General features: G+C 64.6%; 14 protein-coding genes and 1 pseudogene. 9 read left to right on the forward strand and 6 right to left on the reverse strand.

Annotated elements, in window-relative coordinates; genetic code table 11:
• Window positions 1–2: 2 nt before the first annotated feature.
• The 3 genes and pseudogenes from ACFPPB_RS04975 to ACFPPB_RS04985 form a co-directional block, all read right to left on the reverse strand.
• Window positions 3–1610 carry a carboxyl transferase domain-containing protein gene (locus tag ACFPPB_RS04975; RefSeq protein WP_377324955.1) on the reverse strand — a complete coding sequence of 536 codons (1608 nt, stop codon included), beginning with the start codon at window positions 1608–1610 and terminating at the stop codon, window positions 3–5.
• 172 nt (window positions 1611–1782) lie between these two features.
• A pseudogene (locus tag ACFPPB_RS04980) lies at window positions 1783–2052 on the reverse strand (hypothetical protein); the annotation flags it as partial.
• Window positions 2053–2215: 163 nt separating this feature from the next.
• Window positions 2216–3400, reverse strand: a complete 1185-nt coding sequence (locus tag ACFPPB_RS04985) for a thiolase family protein (protein WP_377324957.1) — start codon at window positions 3398–3400, stop codon at window positions 2216–2218.
• A gap of 269 nt (window positions 3401–3669) precedes the next feature.
• Here ACFPPB_RS04985 and ACFPPB_RS04990 point away from each other — a divergent pair, with 269 nt between their 5' ends.
• Entirely contained in the window at window positions 3670–6411 is a 2742-nt protein-coding gene (locus ACFPPB_RS04990; protein WP_377324959.1) for a S8 family serine peptidase, read from the forward strand.
• Between the two features lie 67 nt (window positions 6412–6478).
• Here ACFPPB_RS04990 and agaR read toward each other — a convergent pair whose 3' ends face one another.
• The 3 genes from agaR to ACFPPB_RS05005 are packed head-to-tail and all read right to left on the reverse strand — an operon-like array spanning window position 6479 to window position 9469.
• The gene (gene agaR / locus ACFPPB_RS04995; RefSeq protein ID WP_377324961.1) at window positions 6479–7276 is read right to left on the reverse strand and encodes a transcriptional repressor AgaR; all 798 of its coding nucleotides are present in this window, start codon (window positions 7274–7276) and stop codon (window positions 6479–6481) included.
• Between the two features lie 12 nt (window positions 7277–7288).
• Entirely contained in the window at window positions 7289–8530 is a 1242-nt protein-coding gene (locus tag ACFPPB_RS05000) for an amidohydrolase family protein (protein WP_377324963.1), read from the reverse strand.
• A 21-nt stretch (window positions 8531–8551) separates the two neighbouring features.
• Window positions 8552–9469: a class I fructose-bisphosphate aldolase gene (locus ACFPPB_RS05005; RefSeq protein ID WP_377324965.1), complete on the reverse strand. Its 918-nt coding sequence runs from the start codon at window positions 9467–9469 to the stop codon at window positions 8552–8554.
• 57 nt (window positions 9470–9526) lie between these two features.
• Here ACFPPB_RS05005 and ACFPPB_RS05010 point away from each other — a divergent pair, with 57 nt between their 5' ends.
• From ACFPPB_RS05010 to ACFPPB_RS05045, 8 genes are all read left to right on the forward strand, one after another.
• Window positions 9527–10726, forward strand: a complete 1200-nt coding sequence (locus ACFPPB_RS05010; protein ID WP_377324967.1) for an SIS domain-containing protein — start codon at window positions 9527–9529, stop codon at window positions 10724–10726.
• A complete protein-coding gene (locus ACFPPB_RS05015; RefSeq protein ID WP_377324969.1) occupies window positions 10723–11646 on the forward strand; it encodes a carbohydrate kinase family protein in 924 nt (307 codons plus the stop codon). The genes ACFPPB_RS05010 and ACFPPB_RS05015 overlap by 4 nt, the downstream gene beginning before the upstream one ends.
• Window positions 11643–12572, forward strand: a complete 930-nt coding sequence (locus ACFPPB_RS05020) for a 1-phosphofructokinase family hexose kinase (protein WP_377324971.1) — start codon at window positions 11643–11645, stop codon at window positions 12570–12572. The genes ACFPPB_RS05015 and ACFPPB_RS05020 overlap by 4 nt, the downstream gene beginning before the upstream one ends.
• Window positions 12573–12757: 185 nt before the next feature.
• Window positions 12758–15841, forward strand: coding sequence for a TonB-dependent receptor (locus ACFPPB_RS05025; RefSeq protein WP_377324973.1), 3084 nt, complete (start codon window positions 12758–12760; stop codon window positions 15839–15841).
• A gap of 137 nt (window positions 15842–15978) precedes the next feature.
• Entirely contained in the window at window positions 15979–17223 is a 1245-nt protein-coding gene (locus ACFPPB_RS05030) for an RICIN domain-containing protein (protein WP_377324975.1), read from the forward strand.
• Between the two features lie 345 nt (window positions 17224–17568).
• Window positions 17569–19632, forward strand: coding sequence for an alpha-galactosidase (locus ACFPPB_RS05035; protein WP_377324977.1), 2064 nt, complete (start codon window positions 17569–17571; stop codon window positions 19630–19632).
• Between the two features lie 83 nt (window positions 19633–19715).
• A complete protein-coding gene (locus ACFPPB_RS05040; protein WP_377324979.1) occupies window positions 19716–21479 on the forward strand; it encodes an alpha-L-fucosidase in 1764 nt (587 codons plus the stop codon).
• A 464-nt stretch (window positions 21480–21943) separates the two neighbouring features.
• On the forward strand, window positions 21944–23641 hold the full coding sequence (locus ACFPPB_RS05045) for an RICIN domain-containing protein (RefSeq protein ID WP_377324981.1): 1698 nt from the start codon (window positions 21944–21946) through the stop codon (window positions 23639–23641).
• Window positions 23642–23715 lie beyond the last annotated feature (74 nt).

Below are 23715 nucleotides of genomic sequence, written 5' to 3' on the forward strand. Positions count from 1 at the left end.
GCTTACATCCGGAACACACCGTAGCGCTGCGGCTCGATCGGCGCGTTGAGCGAGGCGGAGATCGCCAGGCCGAGCACGCGGCGGGTGTCGGCCGGGTCGATGATGCCGTCGTCCCATAGCCGCGCGCTGGCGTAGTAGGGGTGGCCCTGGCGCTCGTACTGGTCGCGGATCGGAGCCTTGAAGGCCTCTTCTTCTTCGGCGCTCCATGTCTTGCCGGCGGCCTCGATGCCGTCGCGCTTGACCGTGGCCAGGACCGATGCGGCCTGCTCGCCGCCCATCACGCTGATCCGCGCATTCGGCCACATCCACAGGAAGCGGGCACCGTAGGCGCGGCCGCACATCGCGTAGTTGCCGGCGCCGAAGCTGCCGCCGATCACCACGGTGAACTTCGGTACGTGCGAGCAGGCCACGGCGGTGACCATCTTCGCGCCGTCCTTGGCGATGCCGGCCTGTTCGTATTTCTTGCCGACCATGAAGCCGGTGATGTTCTGCAGGAACACCAGCGGCACGTTGCGCTGGTTGCACAGCTCGATGAAGTGCGCGCCCTTGAGCGCGCTCTCGGCGAACAGGATGCCGTTGTTCGCGATGATGCCCACCGGGTAGCCGTGGATATGCGCGAAGCCGGTGACCAGCGTCTTGCCGTAGCGCGCTTTGAACTCGTGGAACTCCGAGCCGTCGACGATGCGCGCGATCACCTCGCGGATGTCGAACGGGCGGCGCGTGTCCTGCGGGATCACGCCGTACAGTTCCTCGGCCGCGTACTTCGGCTCGACCGGCGCGCGCAGCGCCAGCGGCATGTCCTTCCTGCGGTTGAGATGGGCCACGATGTCGCGGGCGATCGACAGCGCGTGAGCGTCATTCTCGGCGTAGTGGTCGGCCACGCCCGAGATGGAGGTATGCACGTCCGCGCCGCCCAGCGTCTCGGCATCGACCACTTCGCCGGTGGCGGCCTTCACCAGCGGCGGGCCGCCGAGGAAGATCGTGCCCTGTTCGCGCACGATGATGGTCTCGTCGCTCATCGCCGGCACGTAGGCGCCGCCGGCGGTGCACGAGCCCATCACCACCGCGATCTGCGGGATGTTCAGCGAGGACATCCGCGCCTGGTTGTAGAAGATCCGGCCGAAGTGCTCCTTGTCCGGGAACACCTCGTCCTGCAGCGGCAGGAACGCGCCGCCGGAATCGACCAGGTAGACGCAGGGCAGGCGATTCTCCAGCGCCACTTCCTGCGCGCGAAGATGCTTTTTCACCGTGATCGGGAAATAGGTGCCGCCCTTGACGGTGGCGTCGTTCGCAACGACCACCACCTCGATGCCGTTGACCCGGCCGATGCCGGTGATCAGGCCGGCGGCGGGGGCGGCATCGTCGTACATGCCGTGTGCGGCCAGCGGCGACAGTTCGAGAAACGGCGAACCGGGATCCAGCAGCGCGCGGATACGTTCGCGCGGCGGCAATTTGCCGCGGGCCACGTGTTTCTCGCGCGCCGCGGCGCCGCCGCCTTCGGCGCTGCGTATCAATTCGCGCTGCAGGTCATCGACCAGCTCGCGCAACTGCGCGCTGCTGGCCTGAAAGTCGGGCGAACGAGGGTCGATCTGCGAAGCGATGACGCTCATGGATTGAGGCTCACGGGGACGCCGGCACGGCGAAACCAGTGATGATAGCGGGCGTTGGCCGGCGACGAAAATTGCCGGATAAAATCGCCCAGAGGAAAGGGCAAACGCAGGGCAAAAAAACGGCCGCACAAGGCGGCCGCTTTTCTGGAAACCACTAAAGAGCTCAGTGCCCTGCGGTGGAAGCCGCTGCCGGTGCTGCAGGAGCGGTCGAAGCCGGAGCTGCGGCAGGTGCCGTGCCCGCAGCGGCCGGGGCTGCTGCCGGAGCTGCCGTTGTGGCCGCCGTGGTCGGAGCCTGAGCCGCAGCCTTCTGCGCGGTATCGGCAGCTTGCTGAGCGGTATCAGCCGACTTCTGGGCGTCCTGCGCGGAATCCTGCGCGCCATTGCTGCATGCCGCCAACAGCGCGACGAGCGCGGCGGCGAGTAGGGTACGCGTAAACTTCATGATGAATCTCCTTTGCCGTGGAATGCCGTTTGGCCGTGTATTAATAACGCTTTCGTGGAAATTGCGCCACATTTTTATAGTAGCGCTTCGGAACACATTAAAAACCGATTTAGCCGACCGTCATGTGAAAGACATGAAATGATCATGCGACTCCGGGCGGAAATCAGTCGATGCACTCCACGGCGATAGCCGTTGCCTCGCCGCCCCCGATGCACAGGCTGGCAACACCGCGCTTGAGGCCGCGTGTTTTCAAGGCGTTGAGCAAGGTCACCACCAGCCGGGCGCCGCTGGCGCCGATCGGGTGGCCCAGTGCACAGGCGCCGCCGTTGACGTTGAGCTTGTCGTGCGTGATGCCGAGTTCCTTCATCGGGGTCATCGCCACCACCGCGAACGCCTCGTTGATTTCGAACAGGTCGACGTCGGCCACCTTCCAGCCGGCCTTGTCCAGCACCTTCTGGATCGCACCCACCGGGGCGGTGGTGAACCACTCGGGCTCCTGCGAATGCGTGGCGTGCGCGACGATGCGCGCCAGCGGCTTCAGCCCCCGCTTGTTGGCGTCGTCGGCGGACAGCAGCACCAGCGCGGCAGCGCCATCGGAGATGCTCGACGAGCTGGCGGCGGTAATGGTGCCGTTCTCCTTGCGGAAGGCGGCCTTCAAGGTGGGGATCTTGGCAATGTCGGAACGACCCGGCTGCTCGTCGGTATCCACCAGCACGTCGCCCTTGCGGCCGCTCACGGTGACCGGAACGATCTCGCCGGCAAACGCGCCGTTCTGCTGCGCTGCCTGCGCGCGCTTGACCGACTCGATCGCGAACGCGTCCTGATCCTCGCGGGTGAAATGGTATTTGTCGGCGCACAGCTCGCCGAACACGCCCATGGCCTTGCCGTCGTACGGGTTGGTGAGGCCGTCCCATGCCATGTGGTCGACCAGGGTGCCGTCGCCGTAGCGGATGCCGGTACGTGCATTGACCATGTGCGGCGCATTGGTCATCGACTCCATGCCGCCGCTCACCACGACGGTGGCCGAACCGGCCTTGATCAGGTCGTGGCCCAGCATGATGGCCTTCATGCCCGAACCGCACACCTTGTTGATCGTGGTGCAACCCGTGCTGGCCGGCAGATCGGCCCCCAGCGAGGCCTGGCGCGCCGGTGCCTGGCCAAGGTTGGCCGGCAACACGCAGCCCATGATCACCTCGCTGACATCGGCGGGAGCCACACCGGACTGGTCCAGGGCGGCGCGGATGGCCGTGGCACCGAGCTTGGTGGTGGGAACGCCGGTGAACTGGCCGAGGAAGGAGCCGATGGCCGTCCGCTTGGCGCCGACAATGACTACGCTGACATCCGACATGGGTAACTCCGCTGGAAGACTGAAGGCGCGAGCGCCTGACCGATAACCGGCGAATTATCGCAGCCCGCCACGGGCCTGGGCAAACGATGGCCATGCCGTGCTGGGTTGCGACCTGCGCCCTGTTTCATTGGATTTTCGTTGTGCCAAGATGGTCGGTGGGGGCATCGCGTCGCATCGGGGCGGGTCGGCGATGCGGAAATCGAATGCGGTCGGGGTGCATCATGAAAGCGCTTGGACAGGATGGACTTTTGGGGTTGCGGCATCGTGAGATGGCGTGGGTGATAGCCCTGGCGCTGGGTCTCAGCGCTTGCGGTGGCGGCGGCAGCAACGTCAGGCCGACCACGCTGCCGCCGACCACGCCGACCACGCCGGCATCGCCCCCTCCGCCGACGACGCCCCAGCCACAACTGGACGCCCAGCTCGCGATCACCAATGCCTATGCGGCGCACAGTCAGGGCTATACCGGCGCCGGGGTGACCATCGGCGTGGTCGACAGCGGCATCATGCGCACCAACCCGACTGTGGCCGGGCGGGTCACGCAGGAGTTGATCTACGTCGACCCGACCACCAACAACACGACGATCGATGACGTGGTCGGCCATGGCACCTGGGTCTCGGAAATCGCCGCCGGCACCTCGTTCGCGCAGTTCCCTGGCGGCATCGCGCCCGGCGTCGACCTGGTTTCGGCGCGCATCATCAGTGACAACGCGCCGTCCGACAACGGCTCCACTGCGCCGTCCACGGTCAGCTCCAGCGACGCGCTGCCGTTCGGCCAGATCAACCAGGACCTGATCGACGCCAACGTGAAGGTGATGAATAACTCCTGGGGCGGCATCACCTGGAGTTCCACCGACACCGCCACGACCAAGGGCTTCCACGACGCCTACAACACCTTCGTCAACACCTGGGGCGGGCTAGTGGTGTTCGCCGCGGGCAACGACTCGCAGGCCAATCCCAGCACCATCGCCGCGCTGCCCAGCTCGGCGCCGGACCTGGAGAAAGGCTGGCTGACCGTGGTGGCGGTCAACAGCAACAGCCCGACCCAGCTGGATGGCTACTCCGACAAGTGCGGCATCGCGATGAACTACTGCCTGGCCGCGCCAGGCGATGTGATCGTGCTGGACAAGAACACCACCGCGAGCACCACCAATCCGAGCTATTACATCGTGGAGGGGACGTCGTTTGCCGCGCCGCAGGTGTCGGGCGCAGCGGCGCTGGTGTGGCAGGCCTATCCGTATTTCACCAACGATCTTGTGCGGCAGACGCTGCTGGGCACCGCCGACCCGCTCGGCGGATCGCAACCGAACCCGACCTTCGGCTACGGCGAGCTGGATGTGGGCAAGGCGGTCAACGGACCCATGCAATTCAACTGGGGCGACGTCACGGTCAGCTTCAGCGGCAGTTCGAGCTGGAACAATCCGATCTCCGGTGCCGGCGGTCTGATCAAGCAGGGCACCGGCACGCTTACGTTGACCCAGCCATCGACGTATACCGGCGCCACCAATGTGGAGGGGGGCACGCTCATGGCCAAGTCTCTCGCGGGCAATCTCACGGTCGGCGCGCAAGGCGCGCTGGCTCTGGGCAGCGGCGACACCACCGTGGCGGGCAATTACACTCAGCAGGGCCGTCTGGCGGTGTCGCTCGGCTCGGTACTACGCGTCACCGGCACCGCAACGATCAGCGGCGATCTTTACGTCACCGGCACCAATTCGGGTTACGTGATGAATTCGCATACCGATGTGCTTGATACCAACGGTGGCCTTGCGGGCACGTTCAGCAGCCCGACCCCGGGCACCGCGTCCAACGTCATGCTCACTGCCACGATCGGCTATGACGCCAAGAACGCATGGCTCAATGTGCAGCAGGTGCAGGTCACGGCAGTCCAGGGCCTGTCGTATACCGCCGCTTCGTTTGGTGCCGCACAGCGTGTGCAGAGTGCGTTCGGGCAGATCGACACCCAGCTCGCGGCAAGCGGGCCGTCGGGCGCCGCCACTCCAGTCAGTGCTGGCTTCATCCGGGGCGCCGCCAGCCTGCAGCAGTCGACCAGCATTGCCGCCGTGCAGAGCTCGCTGGAAAGCCTGTCCGGCCAACTGCATGCGGCCAGCGCCGCGATGACGTTCGAGGCGATCGACGCCGGCACGCGCGCGCTGTCCGATCGTTTCGATCATCTGCTCGATGCACCACTGGCAGGTGGCTGGACGCAGAGCATCGGTTATCACGGTGACATGTCACGCAGCGGCTACAGCAATGTCGGCTATGACCTCAGCGGCGTGATGGTCGGTATGGACCAGCGTGTCGGCGGTGATGGTTTTGCCGGTTATGCGTTGAGCCAGAGCCAGGGCCTGGGTCAGCTCAACGGAAGCGCAGACCATGGCTACAGCCATGCGCTGGAAGGCATGCTGTATGGCGGCGTGATCCGCGGCTCGTGGTACACGATGGGTCGCTTCGGGTTCGGCGATTACCGCGAGAACATGCGCCGCCAGCTGCAATTGGGTGGCCAGTCCGCCGGTGTCGGCAGCGACAGCAACGGGCGCTACGGTGTGGCCTATGGAGAAAGCGGTTACCGCCTGGCGCTGGGCCGCACCCAGGTCACCCCCTACATGAATCTGCAGTATGCGCAGATCCGGCGCGACGGCTTCGACGAACTGGGGGGCGGCGGTTTTGGCCTGAAGTCGGGCGCACAAACCGTTTCGCGCTGGCAGGCCGGCGCGGGCCTGCGTGCCACGCGCGAATGGACGCTGGCGGGCGGCGGAACCCTCAGCCTGCAGACGCGAGCGCTGTGGCAGCAATCGTTCGGCCTGCGCGGCGACGTGTTCGATGCCAGCTTCAGCGGGACCAACCAGTACGCCCCGCTCGGCGGCATCGGCTTGTCGCGCTATGGCGGAGTGGTCGGTACCTCGCTGGGCTGGAGCATGACGCCACGTGCCAACCTGCGGCTTGGCTATGATCAGTACTTCGGCCAGAACCGGCGGGCAAAGATGGCTACCGTGAATTTCAGCTGGGCATTCTGATCGCGAGCGGATTGCGACGTCGTGCCTCGTCGCGACGTCGCCGATCACGTGACGCGCGGTCTGCAGGTCAGACCAGCACGACCTCCACGCCGGCGCCGCGCAGCGCCTCGACGGTTTCGGGCGGGGCGCTGCGGTCGCTGATCACGATGTCGAGGTTCCTTACCGGCGTGATCACCGACAGGCTGCGCTGACCCAGCTTGCTGGCGTCGAGCACGGCGATGGTCTGCCGCGAGACGCGGATCATCAGCGCGTTCAACGCGGCCTCCAGCGGGTCCGGCGTGGTCACGCCCACTTCGGGATCGAGTCCGTCGACGCCGAGAAACAGGCGATCGGCGGAAAGCTTCGCCAGTGCCTGCTCGGCATCGGGGCCCACCAGCGAATAAGACGTCTGCCGCAGCAGGCCGCCCAGCATCATCACGCGGATCTGCGGCATGCCGGTCAATTCCATCGCGATGTTGAGCGCGTTGGTGATCACCGTCAGCGATTCGAATTTCATCTGGCGGATCTGCCGGGCGATCTCCACCGTGGTCGAGCCGGAATCGAGAATGATGGTTTCACCGTCCTGGATCATCTTCGCCGCGGCCTGGCCGATGCGCAGCTTCTGCGCGTGCCAGCGGGTTTCCTTGATGTTGAGCGGCGTGTCGTTGGTTGCCGGGGCAACCGGCAGCGCACCGCCGTGCGAGCGGGCGATCGCCGAGCTGCGCGCCAGCGCGTCCAGGTCGGCGCGGATGGTGACGGCGGAGGTGCCGAAGCGGGTCGCCAGTTCTTCCACGGTGGCGCGGCCCTGCTGTTCGACCAGATCGACGATCAGGCGGCGGCGTTCTTCGACGAGCAGGCGGCGGGAGGCGGTCGGAGCTTCACTCACGGGTCGTTTCGCTCATGGGTCGATATTCAGAAGCCGGGCGGCGTTGTCATGGTAAACCTTGCGCAGCACTTCGTCCGACAAGCCCAGCCCGTAGATCGACCAGCGTCCCTGTGGCGGCGTCGGCGCCGGCGCGTAGTCGAAGTATTCGTCTTCGGTTTCCAGAAAGCGATAGTAGATCTCGTAGAGCTCGTCGCCGAACAGCTGCTGCGGTACATCGTCGCCGTACGGTGACGGCACCGCGTCGGTGCCGAACAGGATGCGGTCCTGGTAACGGTCGAAGAAGCGTTGCGCGATGCGCGGCTGGCGGCCCAGTTCGCCGATGCGTGCGCTGATGTCGATCACCGTGTTCGGGTAGCGATCCAGGCAGGCGGCGACCGCGGCCAGGTTCTCCGCGTTGTTGCCCACATGCAGCAAGGCGAAGGTGGTTTTCGGGTGGCGCGCGATCAGTCGGTCGCGCGCGGCGAGCAGCTCCGCATTGCTGGGGAACTGCGGACCGTAGAACGACCAGTCGGGGTGATTGCTCAGTTCCTCGTAGCGCTCGTTGCTCGCATCGGTGGGCAGGAAGAACGCCTCCGGATCGGAGACGTGCAGGAACACCGGCATGTCGTACGCCGCACAGGCCTCCCACATCGGATCGAAGCGGCGGTCGTCCACGGCGACCAGCGGACCCTCGTCGATCCGCTCGCGCAGGTACAGGCCCAGCGTCTTCAGCAGTTTCAGTCCACGCGCGCCGACCCGTTTGGCATGCGCGATCGCGTCGCCCTGCAACTGCGCGTAGTTCGGTTCCGGGAAGTGTTCGTACGACGGCTCGGTAAGGGTGATGAAGCGTCCCGGTGCGGTCTGGTCGAAGCTGCGGATACTCTTTTCCAGCCCGGCACCAACGCCGCCGGTGAGATTCACCAGCGTACGCACGCCCTTGCGATCCATCACCGGCAACAGGTCCTCGGGCTGGGCGAACAGGGTGACCTCTTCGCCCACCGAGATGCCGTTGCGCACGTTGCTGGACCAGGTCAGGTGCGTGTGTACGTCGATCACCGGAAAGCGCGGACGTTCGACACGTGTCCGCGGCACCTGCAGCATGCTGCGCGGACGGAAGTCCTTCAGTCGCAGCTCGTTCTTGCCCGTATCCGGCTGGGTCTGCAGCGGATTCTTGCTGCCTTCGATCTTGACCGTGCCGACGCCGGAGGGCGGCGCGCAGCAGAGGCAGCCGGCCTGCATCAGCTGCTGCGGTGACTTGGAGGAGCTGTGACTCATCGAACGGTCTGCCTCACCTGCTCAGCGCGGATATTTCGCCATGATGTCGTGGACGGAGCGAACCAGCGACACCGCCTGATCGAACGGGCGCAGCCACATGTTGCGGCCGAACATCACGCCGTTGGCGCCGGACTGCATGTAGAACTCGACCTTGCGCAACACCGCTGCGTCATCGTCGTTCTTCTCGCCGCCGGAGAACAGCACCATCGTGCGGCCGGCCGAGCGCACCACGCGCGCGCAGCGGGCCCCGGCATCTTCCTGCAGCTTGTCGTAAGGCGCCGGCACATTGGCCACGCTGTCGGTTGGCTCGTGCAGCTTGACGATATCGGCACCCAGCTCCAGCGCCACCCGTGCAGCGTAATCCTGCGCGTACAAGGTATTCGTGCCGCCCCTGGCATTGACGGCGCTGCCGCGGGGATACGCCCACATCACCAGCGGCATGCCGAAGCGTTCGCAATCCTGGCGCACCTTCTCGAACTGGCGGAACTCGTCGTGCTGGCGCGGCGAACCCACATACATGGTGTAGCCGACCGCATCGGCACCGAGCCGGACCGCGTCTTCGACCGAGGCGAACAGCGGCGAGGTGGCTTCGGCGTCGCTGGCGATGTTGGTCTTGCCGTTGAGCTTGAGGATCAGCGGCACCCGGCCGCAATACTCGGTCATGTACTTCTCGGCCAGGCCGATGCCCAGCGCGATGGCGGAAAAGCCGCCGGCCACGGCGAGCTCGAACTGATAGCTCGGATCGACCGCCGGCGGATGGGGAAAGAAGTCGGTGGGGCCGTGTTCCAGCCCCTGATCCAGCGGCAGCACCAGCAGGCTGCCGTTGCGCGGACCGTGGCCGTAAAGCAGCCGCCACAGGCGGGTACGCTTGCCATGGGAAAGGGCGAGCCGGGAAAGTTGGCTGCCAGTGTTCGAAACCTCTTGTAAGTTTTGTTTCATTTCGAATACTCTCAGTTCAAGGGGTACATACTTTCACATTCGATTATATTTGGCAAAATGTCAAAATTAAACAAGAAAACGAAAGATTCGATAATACTGGATGCGCTACGCATAGCCTCGTCGGCGGAGCAACGGACGCAAGGCTACGCCGATACTTTGCGCGAGATCCTGCAACAGCCGGCGACTTGGCTGGGCACCGCCGATCTGCTGAGCCAGCCGCTGTTGCGCGAGCAGCTGCGGGCAGCGCTGGAGCCGCGACCGAGCCATATCGTGCTGACCGGCTCGGGCAGCTCGATGTATATCGGCGAATGCCTGGCGCCCAGCCTGCAGCTCGGCCTGGGCATCCCGGTGCAGGCGATCGCCGCAGGCAGCTTGCTCACGCATTGGCGCAGCGTGCTGCCGCCCGGCGCGGGTTTGCTGATTTCGCTGGCGCGCTCGGGCGACAGCCCGGAAAGCTGCGGCGTGGTCGATCGCCTGCTGGCCGATGCTCCCGACTATCGCCATCTGGTGATCACCTGCAATGCCGGCGGCAGGCTCGCCACCCGTTATCGCGACGATCCGCGGGTGACCGTACTGGTGCTCGACGAACGCACCAATGACCGCAGCCTGGTGATGACCAGCAGCTTCACCAACCTGCTGCTGGCCGGCTTCTGTCTGGTTGGGCGCGAAGGCAGCGACGCGATCGCCCCGGTGAAACGGCTGGCAGGCAGCGTCCAGCGGGTTTTCGACGAACAGACCGATGCGCTCGCGGCGATAGCCGGCGGCGAGTTCAGCAACGTGGTCTATCTCGGCAGCGGCGGCGCGCTGGGCGCGGCCCACGAGTGTGCGTTGAAGATGCTGGAGATGACCGGCGGCGCCGTGGTCACGATGGCGGAGACCTACCTCGGCCTGCGTCATGGCCCGATGTCCAGCCTCGACGAAAAGACCCTGGTGGTCGGTTTCCTGTCGCCGGATCCGGCGGTGCGCGCCTACGAAATCGACCTGCTGCGCGAACTGTCGCGCAAGCAACTCGGCATGACCCGGGTGCTGGTGGGCGAGGGCATTCCCGCCGATGTGCCGGGTCCGAACGACGTGGCAGTGGAACTGGCAGGCCTGGATGCGACGGACGATGCGCTGCCGCTGCTGGCGGACGTGGCGGTGGGGCAGCTGCTCGCGTTTTTCCGTTGCCTGGTCCTGGGCGGCCAGCCCGATACGCCTTCGCAAGGTGTGCTCACGCGCGTGGTGGAACATTTCCCGATGCACTCGGGGGACGCATGAAGCGCATCCTGGTCATCGGCGAAATCAACGTCGACCTGGTCTTCAAGAATTGCCAGGCGTTGCCGTCGCCGGGCCGTGAGGTGCTGGCCGAAGACTTCATCATGGCGCCGGGCAGCTCCTCGATGATCTGCGCGATGGGGCTGGCCCGTCTGGGCGACCCCGTCGCGTTCCACGGCAAGCTCGGTGCGGACAGCTGGGGTGGCTATTGCCTCGATGCGCTGCATGCCGCCGGCATCGATATTGCTTCGGTGCGCCCCGACGCCGCGCTGCGCACCGGCGCCACCGTCTCGCTGTCGACGCCGCAGGATCGCGCACTGGTGACGTTCCCCGGCGCGATCGACGCGCTGCGCGCGGACGAGGTGAGCGACGCGCTGCTGGCCGGCGCCGATCACCTGCACGTTTCCTCGTACTACCTGCAGCGCACCCTGCGGCCCGACTGTCGCCAGCTGTTCGCGCGGGCGCGCGGCGCCGGCCTGACGACCTCGCTCGACCCCGGCTTCGATCCGCAGCAGGCATGGGCTGTCGACCTGCTCGATACGCTGACCGAGGTCGACCTGTTCCTGCCCAACGAGCTGGAACTGGCGGCCATCACCGGACGCGACGAGGTGCTTGCCGGTCTGCGCGCGCTCGACAACGGGCATACGCAAACCGTGGTGAAGCGCGGGCAGCTCGGCTGCGCCAGCCTGGAGCGGGGGCACCTGCTTCAGGTGCCGGCTTTCGCTGTCGACCCGATCGACAGTACCGGCGCCGGCGATTCGTTCGACGCCGGTTTCCTGCACGCATGGCTGCATGGCCTGCCGTTATTCGATTGCCTGCGCTGGGGCAGCGCCTGCGGCAGTCTCTCCACCCGAAGCATCGGCGGCACGGCAGGGCAGGCGAGTGCGTCGGAAGTGCAGACTCTGCTGGCCGCCACCCGATGATTACGGTCATCGGCTTCAATACGGCGATCGACCGTTTCATCCGGCTCGACACGCTGCGCCCAGGCGAAGTCAGTCGCGCGCTCGACGAACAGGCGTATCCCGGCGGCAAGGGCTTGCACGTGGCGCAGACCATCGCCGCGCTGGGCGAGCGTGTGCAGCTGGTCGGCCTGGTCGATGCGGCCCATCGCAACATGATCGGCCGGCAGATGTGCGAGCGGGGCGTGCTGTTCCACGGCATCGAGATCGCCGACAACCTGCGCACCTGCATCGCGCTGCAGGATGCGGATGGCCAGATCACCGAGATTCTCGGACAGGGACCGCTGCTGGACGGCGCACAGCAGGAGGCTCTGTTGCGGGCGTTCCGGCGTGGCGTCGATGACAGCGACCTGATCGTGCTGTCCGGCAGCCTGCCGCGCGGATTTCAGCCGACCACCTATGCCGAGCTCGCTGCGGACGTGCGCGACGCCGGCAAACGTTGCCTGGTCGACGCCGGCGGCGAACTGCTGCTGCACGCCGTGAAGGCCCGGCCTTTTCTGGTCAAACCCAATCGCGACGAGATCAGCGAGCTGCTCGGACATCCGGTCGGCGATCTCGCCGCCGCGGTGGACGCGGTTCGCGAACTGCGTAGCCGTGGCGTCGCCATGCCGGTGGTGACGATGGGCGCGCTGGGCGCGGTCGCCGCCGACGCGAACGGCATCTGGCATGCCGCGATCGAGCTGACGCAAGTGCGCAACACCGTGGGTTCAGGCGACTGCCTGCTGGCCGGCCTGACGGTAGGCATGACGCGAAACATGAATCTGGAAGAAACCTTGCGCCTGGGTGTGGCCTGCGGGGCAGCCAATGCGCAAGGTGAGGAGACCGGTTTCGTCGAACGGCGGGCGGTGGAGGCGTTGCTCTTTCAGGTTCGAGTGCACCGTCTGGCTTGATTGAAAAGCGGGGAGTCAAACGGACCATCAACCGGTCCGCAGGGGGCGCTTGCGCTCGAAATTTGAAGAAGAAGCAAACCAATTTCGTGGGCAGGAGGCGCTTCCACGAGCAATCACAACCGTCTGCGCAGAGGGGAGAGGTCATTTCTGCGCTGGGCGATAACAAACCTGGTGAGGGGCAAACAATGCGTGCTGAAAAGAAAGATGGTTTTACCGTCGATGGCAAGGACATGAAGTTGCCGGTCGCTGTCGTGCATGAAGAAACCGGAAGCAAGGCAAGCGCAGTAGGCAAGGCGGGTGGTTTCAGGCGAACCATGTTCGCCGTGGCGTTACTGAGTGCATTTGGCGCGAATGTCGCGATGGCGCAATCGATCACCGGCGGCCTGTACGGCAACGAACCCACTGCGGCTGGCAGTACCGTCGTGGTGACGAACGGCGCGACGGGCTATCGCAAGGTGGTGCAGGTCGACAAGTCGGGGTATTACAAACTCGACGGCCTCAATCCAGGCCTCTACACGGTGGCGATCCTGCGCGACGGCAACACGGCAGGCTCGCGCAAGGTGTCGGTCACGACGAACACCAATGCCCCCGTGGCGACGATCGCCCCCGCGGCAGGAGCGGGGGCTGGCAATGTGAACGAATTGGGCGCAGTCCAAGTGAGCGCCACGACGGCGATGCTCGACATTGCACCGATCGACGTGAGCACGCCTACCTACCTCAACCACTACGACATGAAGATCGTCAACGACCTGCCGACCGGCCGCAGCATGGAAAGCATCGCGCTGCTGCGCTCGAGTGCCGTCTACGACGACCAGGCCACGCATCTGGCCGTGCTCGGCGGCGCGAGCCCGGCCGAGAACCGCTATTTCTACAACGGCTTCGACACGACCAACGACTTTACCGGCATCGGCGCGAACCGCCTGCCGGCGGAGGCGTTGCAGGGCACGGACATTATCGAGAGCGCGGGTGGCGCCAGCTGGACCAACGTCACCGGTGGCCTGATGGCGGCCACGGTGCGCCAGGGCACGAATGAATTCCAGGGCGGCTATTCGCTCTACCTCACTCCGGCCACGTCAAGCCTGCAGCCGGCGTCGCCCAATGCCTACTACATCGATGGCAATGGCAACCGGCAGTACTTCTCGTACGCTTCGGACAACCGGCACAACGCCGAAGCCACGCAGTACCTCTGGGGTTCGGGTCCGCTGATCAAGGACAAGCTGTTCCTCTTCGCCATGATCGGCAATGCGCCGAACTGGCAGAGCACGTCGTACTCGATCAACCGCCGCTACGACACCACCAATCGCGACAAGAACGGCTTGTTCAACCTGACGTGGGACATCAGCGCCGACCAGAGCCTCGACGTGGTCGGCTCGAAAGACGTCAGCACTTCTTTTTCGAACCAGTACGCCTTGACGAAAAACTACACGCCGAGTTCGGCAGGCGCCTACAAGGGCTGGAGCTCCAACGACACGACCGACAAGTTCCTGATCGGCAACTACAACTGGCACATCAATGACACGATGAGCTTCGTCCTCATGGGCGGCTATCTGAGTCAGGACTCGATTTCGCCGACGTCCAGCAGCGGAAGCGGCCTGCCCTATGTCGCCGAAGTCGATCCGGTCACTCAACAGACGTCCAACATCGGCATCACGAATACCGCCAACCAGTTGTTCCCGACGGACTACTCGAAGCGCGGTTTCAACGCCAAGTTCAATTGGGAGCTGGGCGATCATCGGATCACGCTCGGCGCCGAGCACTACAGCATCAACATCGACAGCGCCTCGTTGACGACGCAGGGCGGCGACTGGACGTATCACACCGCGCCGGGAACCATCCTGCCGAACGGCACGGCCGTCCCGGGCAACGGCCAGTATGTCGCGCAGTATTTTCTGCAGAACGGCGGCAACTTCAATACCGTCAACAAGGGCGTGTATCTCGAAGACTACTGGCAGGCAGCCGATCGCTGGGTGGTTTACCTGGGTTCGCGCTTTGACGTGTACACCAACAAGAACGTCAACGGCGCGAATTTCATGCGCATGCCGTTGCTCACGCCGCGCATCGGAGTGGCCTGGGACGTGAATGGCGACAGCTCGACCAAGATCGGCGCAAACCTCGGCAAGTACGGCCTTTCGGTTCCGACGAGCGTGAACCAGGGGGCAGCGAGCGCAGTCTATGCATGGCAGCGCTGGTACACCTACACCGGCCGCGACCCGGTGACCCAGGCGCCGACGGGCCTGACCCAGATTGGCCCGCAATTTACCGCCATCAATGGCCTGGCGCCCGCGTCCTACAACGTGGCCTCGTCCAACATCAAGGCGCCTTATCAGTACGAGCTGCAGGTGTACTGGCAGCAGGCGCTGAAGAACAACTGGTCGTTCAATCTGGAAACGGGGTTCAGCAAGCTCAAGCGCATCATCGACGACGAGTGCTGGAACGATGGCATCACCGCCTACGCCAATGCGCATGGCTACCCGGGCTACGTCGATGAGAGCGGCTGCACGGAAATCAATCCGGGGTATGCGCAAGTGTTCACGCGCGACTACGCCGGCAATGGCCAGCTCTCGTCGCTGACGCTGCCGGCCGGATTCTTCGGCCCGAGGGCCAAGCGCAACTACGCGCATGCCACCTTCGAGTTGATGCACGCGCGCACCGAGGATCAGCCCTACGTCCTCGACCTGAGCTACACCTGGGCGCACCTCTACGGCAACGACGACGGCTACCTGAGCCTGAGCGAGCGCTACAACGGCGGCGCGGGCGAGCAGCCGTTGTGGGATTTCCCGGGCCTGATGGAGTACAGCAACGGCAATCTGGCAGCGGACGTCCGTGGCAAGGCCAACCTCAACGGCATCTACTACTTCCCTTGGGGATTGCACGTCGGAACCATTCTGAGGATGCAGACCGGCAAACCCTTGAGCTGCTTCGGCAGCCATCCCAAACCGGATCTACTCGAGGGCAACTACGACGGTGCGCTCAACCACTACTGCAACAACGTGCCTGCGCCGGCTGGCACGGCAGGACGTCTGCCGTTCTTCTGGCAATGGGATCTTGGCGTCGGCTACGACTGGCAGGTTGGAGCCAAAAACCATTTCAGCATCGACTTGCAGATGCAGAACGTCACCAACCGCAAGGGCGTGATCGACCGCAGCCAGACGTTCGACACCGGCGATCAACTCAGTAGCGGCTATTGGCAGCCCAACTATCAATACGGTGCTCAGACCTACCAGGCTCCCCGCACGACCACGCTGGTGTTCCGCTACAGCTTCCAGTGACCGACAGGCGTCGGTATTGCGCCGACGCCGCAGCACCCGGTCGGTTTCGGCCGGCCTTGCGGGTCACTCGCGACCGCCAGCGATATACAAACGACAAACACGAGCTTCTTATCTTGCCCGTACACGGAGCCTTAGCCATGAAGATTTCAGCATCCCGCTTCATCTGTCTCCTCATTGCCTTGTTTTTGGTCGCCAGCCCGGCCTACGCCGTGATCGCCGGAGGCATGGTTGCAAACCACTACTACTATCCTGCATCGACCACCGCGAATGCCGACGGCATGTACGGCTACAACGGATTCGATGCCTCCATCAGGGTGACCCACGAGCCGGGTACTGGCGGCAATACGTATTACGCCAGTCAGTTTTTCTGGACGGTCAACGTCAACCAGGGCGGTTATACCGGAATCCAGCAAAACTCGAAAAAGACCAAGACCGTTCTCTTTTCGATCTTCGGCCAAACCTACGATCCAGGCGTCGACAAGCCGGGAGCCGCCTCCGGCGCGGTATGCCAGGGGTTCGGCGGCGAGGGCACCGGCACTCAATGCCTGTTCACTACAAAAGGCACCGAGGCGCCAGCATGGAAAGAGGGGGGTATGTACACCTTCCACTTGACGTACGTGGGAACGACAACGATCCCCGCCGGAACGGCCGATGCCGGCAAGAACTACCTGTGGCAGGCGTCGATCACCGATACGAGTACAGGCACGACCACGGTTATCGGAACGATTCACTCGCCTGCGAGCAACGGCATACTGCAAGGCGTCGTGCCGCAGTTCGTCGAGAACTTCACGCAAGGATCTCAGCAGTATTCCTCTTGCTCTCAGGTGCCGCCCACGACCGCGGTGTTCTATGCCCCGATCATGTACGACCCGGCGAACACCGCCGCGCAAACCAACAACGCCTCGACACAAACCTATGGCAATTGCGCGTCCATTGCCAGTTCGATGATGAACCCGGACCACACGGCCATTGCCACCATCAACCAGTCTTCTGGCGCGTCTTTCATTGCCAGGAATCTCGTCCAGAACTACTGCGCGGATACGCTGGGTGGCAACCATATGGGCCTCAACACCTGTGTAGGCAGCGGCAGCTCACCCTGGGCTGTTGCCAACCAGCTGTTGGCGAACGATGTCGACAACCGGCTGGATCTGATCGATCAGAACGTTTGTCTGCAGGCAAATGGCAGCAGTGCCGTACTCACCGCCAGTTGCACTGCCGACAGCAGCCAGGAATGGCTGTACATGCCGGGCTCGGAGGCTTGGTTCAACGTAGGCTCCAGTCAATGCCTCGACGCTGCCGGCGATGCGGGACAGAACAGCACGGTCAATTTGGCAGATTGCAATTCGTCCAACTATCAACAGTGGATTTCAACGCAGCCGTAAAGCCTGCTCATTGCAGGGCAACCTGTCGTTCAGTGCCGCAACGGGGCCTCAGCACTCCCGTCGGCACTGAACGGCGAGGATGTGTGCGGTACCGAACGCTTTACCAACGACAGCAGATCGCCCACCCTCTTCCAAGCTACGCGAGCACGAGGCGTTGAGCGTAATCAGGCTGGTTCGTCCCCGGACGATTGGCCGCAGTGCCGGATCAGATTCAGCGGCGGACGTTTCCGGGCAACATCCTATGTCGCCCGGTCACATCGGGCGGCGTTTTACTTCGAGTCGCATCGACGGGTTTGCCCACGCACCGGGCTTGTCGATGCCAATGGATCAACACGAGAGGCAACCATGGCAACGTCGCATCCGCACACCCTCCGTTCGTCGCGCGTGAAACTGCTGGCTTCCTGGCTGCTGGCCATGTTGGCGGGCCTCGGCTCGGCACATGCCGAGGACAGCGTCGCCACCGGCAAGCTGGTGCTCGACCCGGGCGGTGCGGCATTTGCCGACCGGCAGGGTGCGGAGAGCTTCGGCAATGCCGCCATCGAGGCGCGCTGGAAGCTGGACGGCAAGCATCTCGTCGACATGGCGGTGACCGACCGCGTGCACCAGCGCACGTTCGCCGTACCTGCGCCGTTCGCGCTGGTGATGGCCGACGGCAGCACGATCAAGGTCTCCGACATGAACCTGCAGTCGCCGCCGCATGTGGTGGCGCTGCCGGTAGACGCTCAGGCATCGCAGCTCGCCGCGCGGCTTCGCGGCGAGGCGGTGGAGGCCAGCTTCGGCGATGCGGATGGCCGTTTCCGCGTGGACTGGAAACTCGTGCAGCGCGACGGTTCGTCCTACCTGCGCGAGGAGGTGAGCATTACCGCGCTGAAGCAGGACGAGAAGATCGCCAAGGTATCGCTGCTGCAATCGCAGGTGGGCGATGCCGAGGTGATGGGCACGGCGAACGGTTCGCCGGTGGTGGCCGGAGACGTCTACCTCGGCTTCGAGAATCCGTTGTCCGACAGCGCGGCCTACCGCCGCGAAGCGACGCTCACGCTGTCGCGCACGCTGCCGCTGGAGCAGGGCAAGACCGTGGTCTATTCGGCGGTGGTCGGCGTGGTGCGCGACGGCCAGCTGCGGCGCGACTTCAACAGCTACGTCGAGCGCGAGCGCGCCCATCCTTACCGCACCTTCCTGCACTACAACTCGTGGTACGACATCGGCTACTTCACCCCGTACACCGAGGCGGAAGCGCTTGACCGCATCAACACCTTCGGCCAGGAACTCACCGTCAAGCGCGGCGTGAAGCTCGACTCCTTCCTGTTCGATGACGGCTGGGACGACCGCAGCGGCAGCTGGAACTTCAGCAAGGACTTCCCGCGCGGCTTCGTGCCGCTGCGCGAGGCCGCCGCGAAGTACGGCGCCGCGCCGGGCATCTGGCTGTCGCCGTGGGGCGGCTACTCCAAGCCGCACGACGAGCGCATCAAGAACGGCAGGGCGGCCGGCTACGAGATCATCAACGACGGTTTCGCGCTGTCCGGACCGAAGTACTACCAGCGCTTCCATGACGTGGTGATGGACCTGCTGAACAAGGACGGCGTCAACCAGTTCAAGTTCGACGGCACCGGCAACGTCAGCAGCGTGTTCCCCGGCAGCCGCTTCGACAGCGACTTCGCCGCGGCGATCCAGCTGATCGGCGACATCCGCAAGGACAAGCCCGACACCTTCATCAACCTCACCACCGGCACCTGGGCCTCGCCGTTCTGGCTGCGCTACGCCGACACCATCTGGCGCGACGGCGAGGACGACTGGTACACCGGCGTGGGCACGATGCGCGAAAAGTGGATCACCTACCGCGACCAGCAGACCTACCAGAACATCGTGCTGAAGGGGCCGCTGTTCCCGATCGACTCGCTGATGCTCCACGGCATCATCTACGCGCAGAAGAACCTGCGCCTCAACACCGATCCCGGCCACGATTTCGCCAACGAGGTGCGTTCGTACTTCGCCACCGGCACCGAGCTGCAGGAGATGTACATCACGCCATCGCTGCTCAGCACGCAGGACTGGGACACGCTGGCCGACGCGGCGAAATGGTCGCGGGCGAATGCCGATGTGCTGCGCGACACGCACTGGATCGGCGGCAACCCCGGCCGGCTCGACGTGTACGGATGGGCCGCGTGGACGCCGGGCAAGGCGATCGTCACGCTGCGCAATCCGGGTGCGCAGGTGCAGGCCGCCGTGATCGACCTGCAGCGCCAGCTGGAATTGCCGCCAGGCGCCACGCGCCGCTTCAGCGTGCGCGATGTCTGGAAGACCGGTGGCAGCGCGTTGCCGCAGCAGTTGGATGCCGACCACGCCAGCACGCTGCAGCTGGCGCCGTTCGAAGTGCTGACCCTGGAGCTGACGCCGCTGACGGAGCATTGAGCCAAGATGCCTGCGCGAGGAGGGATGCGGAGAGACGACGAAGGGCTCGCAGGTTTTATCCGGACAACAGGAGCGATGCGAACGTGAGCAAGCGAGAGTCGGTGAACACGAAGAAGTGGTGCCTGCTGGCTCTCACCGCGTTCGCCGGCGCGGCGCAGGCGAACGGTGTGCCGCCGCCCGACCAGCCGCTGCCGCTCGCCGGACCGCGGCCCGACGCGGCGACGGTCGAGGCCTGGCAGGCGCGCCGGTTCGGCATGTTCATCCACTTCGGACTGTTTTCGGTGCCGGGCGGCGTGTGGGACGGGAAAAAGATCGCCGACGGCTACAGCGAGCAGATCCAGTCGCATGCGCCGGTGCCGATGGCCCAGTACGAGGCACTGGCGAAACGCTTCGATCCGCAGAAGTGGGACTCCGGCGCCATCGTGGCGCTGGCGAAGGCGGCGGGCATGAAGTTCATCGTGCTGACCGCCAAGCACCACGACGGCTTCGCGATGTTCCATACCGCGCAGAACCGCTACAACATCGTCGATGCCACAGCTTACGGGCGCGACGTGGTGAAGGAGCTGGCTGACGCCTGCGCACGCGCGCACATGCCGTTCGGCGTGTACTACTCCACCATCGACTGGCACTGGATGCACGGCCAGTACCTGGACACCAATTCCAATCCGATCACGCCGGCCCAGGCCGACTTCAACGTGGCGCAGATCAGGGAATTGCTCGGCCACTACGGTCCGATCGCCGAGATCTGGTTCGACATGGGCAAGCCCACGCCGGCGCAGAGCGCACGCTTCACCCGCGCGGTGCACGATCTGCAGCCGCAGACGATGGTGTCCGGACGCGTGTGGAACTATCAGGGCGACTTCACCGTGATGGGCGACAACCAGGAGCCCGACGTGGCGGTGGAGGAGCCGTGGCAGTCTCCCGCGTCGATTTTCCCGCAGACCTGGGGCTACCGTTCGTGGCAGCAGCGCGACGACCTGCCCGGCAAGATCCGCGAGAACATCGCGCGGCTGGTGCGCGTGGCCAGCGCGGGCGGCAACTACCTGCTCAACATCGGCCCCGAGGGCGACGGCTCGGTGGTGCCGTACGAGGCGGACGTGCTGCGCGGTATCGGGGACTGGCTCAGGCCGCGCGGCGAGGCGATCTACGCCACGCGGGCTTCGCCATTCAAGAAGCTCGACTTCGGCCATGCCACGCTCGGTGCGCACACGCTCTACCTGTTCGTGGAAAAGCCGCCGGCAGACGGCGTGCTGCGCCTGCCCGGCGTGATCGACACGCGCTTCGGTCCGGCGCGACTGCTTGCCGATACGGGCGCCAAGGCGGGCAGCGTGACGCTGGACGCCCAGGGCGCCACAGTCAGCATCGCGGGGCTGGATCGTGCCGGTTACATGCCGGTCGTGGCGCTGCCGTTCGACGGAACGCTGCATGTGCGGCCCGATGCCGTATCGCCGGACGCCGACGGCACGATGCATCTCGCGGCGAAGCACGCGCAGCATTTCCTGAACTACAACGGCTACGGCTACGAGGATCCCTCGACGGTCTACAAGCTGCGCTGGTACGCCGCCGTCGGGGCAGGCCATTATCGGCTCACCGTTCGCTATCACGGGGCGGCATCGCCGGCCAAGCCACCGATCGAGTTAGACGTACGCGTGGATGGAAAGCGGCAGACGCTGTCGCTGGGCACGGACAACGATGCCGGCGCCAGCCTTCGCGTGCAGCGCGACCTGCGCGCCCAACCCTACGCCATGCAGGTGGAGCTGACTCCAGTCGAGCCGTTCCACAAGGGCGATCACCTGCCGGTGACCATCGATGCCGTCGACATCGTTCCCGACAGCAGTTCGCCTTGACGGTTGTTGAATCGCAAAGGCCACTTAGCCGAAGCCCTGTCTGGTCGAAACACAGCCGGCGTCAGCTCGCAACTGCGGTTCGCTCTTCGGCGTTGTTGTGCGCGAGGTGCGTCTCTGCATTCGCTGCACTTGTCGGCAAGACAATCGCACGACATGGACAAGCGCTCGATTGCGTCACACATCGATACATGCGGATCATGTTATTGATAAAACGTAGGCGCTCGATAGCGCTACTGCGATGGAAAGGGCAGCTCAGGTAAGGACGCTGCTCCAGCATGTGCACGATGTGCGTGTCCCCTTCGCATCTGATGCCCCATGCGCCGCGATATCGGGCTTGCTCGCGCGGCACGACACATCCCATGCACGCTCCCCGCTCATGCGTTCAAGCGGGGAGGATCAACGCGTGCTTGCGGCGTGCAAGTCGATGGGCCCCATTACCCCAATTTAGCGAAAGGTTCATCATCATGAAAACAGGCCGCCCAACATGGGCCCACCTCTGCGCATTACTCGTCGCCGTCGCCATCGGTGCCGTCGGCAACGCCCACGCATCCGGTGCGAACTCCACCGAAGTGAACTCGTCCTCGCAGACCCGGACGACCCCATCGGACCACACGGGGCAGTTCCGTTCCCTTTCCGCCACGGCAGCGACCAGCGGCGTGATTCCCCGCTACGACCACGTCGTGATCGTGGTCATGGAAAACAAAAGCATCGGCAGCATCGTCGGCAATACCACCGACGCGCCTTATGTCAATTCGCTACTTTCCAGCGGCGTGAACTTCACCCAGTCCTACGCGGTGACGCATCCGAGCGAGCCGAATTACCTGGCCTTGTTTTCCGGATCCACCCAAGGCGTCACCGATGACAGTTGCCCGCACACATTCGGTACGGACAATCTCGGCCACCAGCTGATTGCTGCCGGCTATACCTTCGCCGGCTACTCGGAAACGATGCCGTCGATCGGATACACCGGTTGCGCGTACGGAACCTCCGGATATGTCCGCCGGCACAACCCGTGGGCGGACTTCAGCAATCTTTCGCCGTCGACGAATCTGCCTTACACCTCGTTCCCGACCGACTTCACTCAATTGCCGACGCTGTCGTTCGTGATTCCGAACCTGTGCAACGACATGCACGACTGCTCCGTATCGATCGGCGACAGCTGGCTGAGCTCCCATATCGACAACTACATCGACTGGGCCAAGACTCACAACAGCCTGCTGATCCTGACCTGGGACGAGGACGACGACACCACCACGGGCAACCACATCATCACGCTGTTCGACGGCGCGAACATCAAGCCCGGTGCCTACGGAGAGTGGATCAATCACTACAGCGTGCTGCGGACACTGGAGGACATGTATGGCCTGGCCGCACTCGGCAACGCCTCCGTCGCCGCCCCGATCACCGATGTCTGGAGCATGAGCACGAGCGTGCCCGACTTCGGCATCGTCACATCGCCGACTTCGGTCGGCGTGAGCCAGGGATCGCAAAGCACCGACACGGTCTCCGTCTCCGGCCTCAACGGCTTCAATTCGTCGGTCAATCTGTCCGTCTCCGGACTCCCGAGCGGCGTGACGGCGACGTTTTCCCCGACGTCGCTGGTGCCCCCGGGCACATCGACGCTGACGCTGTCCGCGGGGCCCACGGCCGCGATCGGCAGTGCGACGGTTACCGTGACCGGTGTGGCCGGCTCGCTCACTCACAACAGCCCCATCTATCTCACCGTCAATGCGCCTGCCGGCGTGGCGTACTGGGTCAAGAGCGTCAACTCCGGCCTGGTCGTGGATGACCCGGAAAGTTCGACCGCCAGCAATACGCAGGTGATCCAGTGGCCGCAAACCGGTTACAACAACCAGAAATGGATGTTTGCGAAGAATGCCGATGGCTCGTGGACTGCCAAGAACGTGTCGAGCGGGCTGTGCCTGGCCGCAGAGAACGCCTCGACATCCATTCGCGCAGCGGTGGTCCAGGCGACCTGCACGGGCGGAGCCGAGCAGAAATGGCAGCTCAAGCCTCAGGGTAGCGGCTACGAACTGGTCGACCAGCACAGTGGCCTGTGTCTCGACGTGCCCGAGTCCTCGCTCACCAAAGGTACTGCGCTCATGCAGTACACCTGCCACGGCACCAGCAATCAGCAGTGGACGCTGACGCAGGCGAACTGAAGGCACGCGTCACCCGGTGCAGCCGATCCGGTGGATCGGCTGCACATGGCGCCTCGGCGCTCGATGCACGCAGG

It is taken from the genome of Rhodanobacter terrae (assembly GCF_042657005.1).
Classification (GTDB): Bacteria; Pseudomonadota; Gammaproteobacteria; order Xanthomonadales; family Rhodanobacteraceae; genus Rhodanobacter; species Rhodanobacter terrae.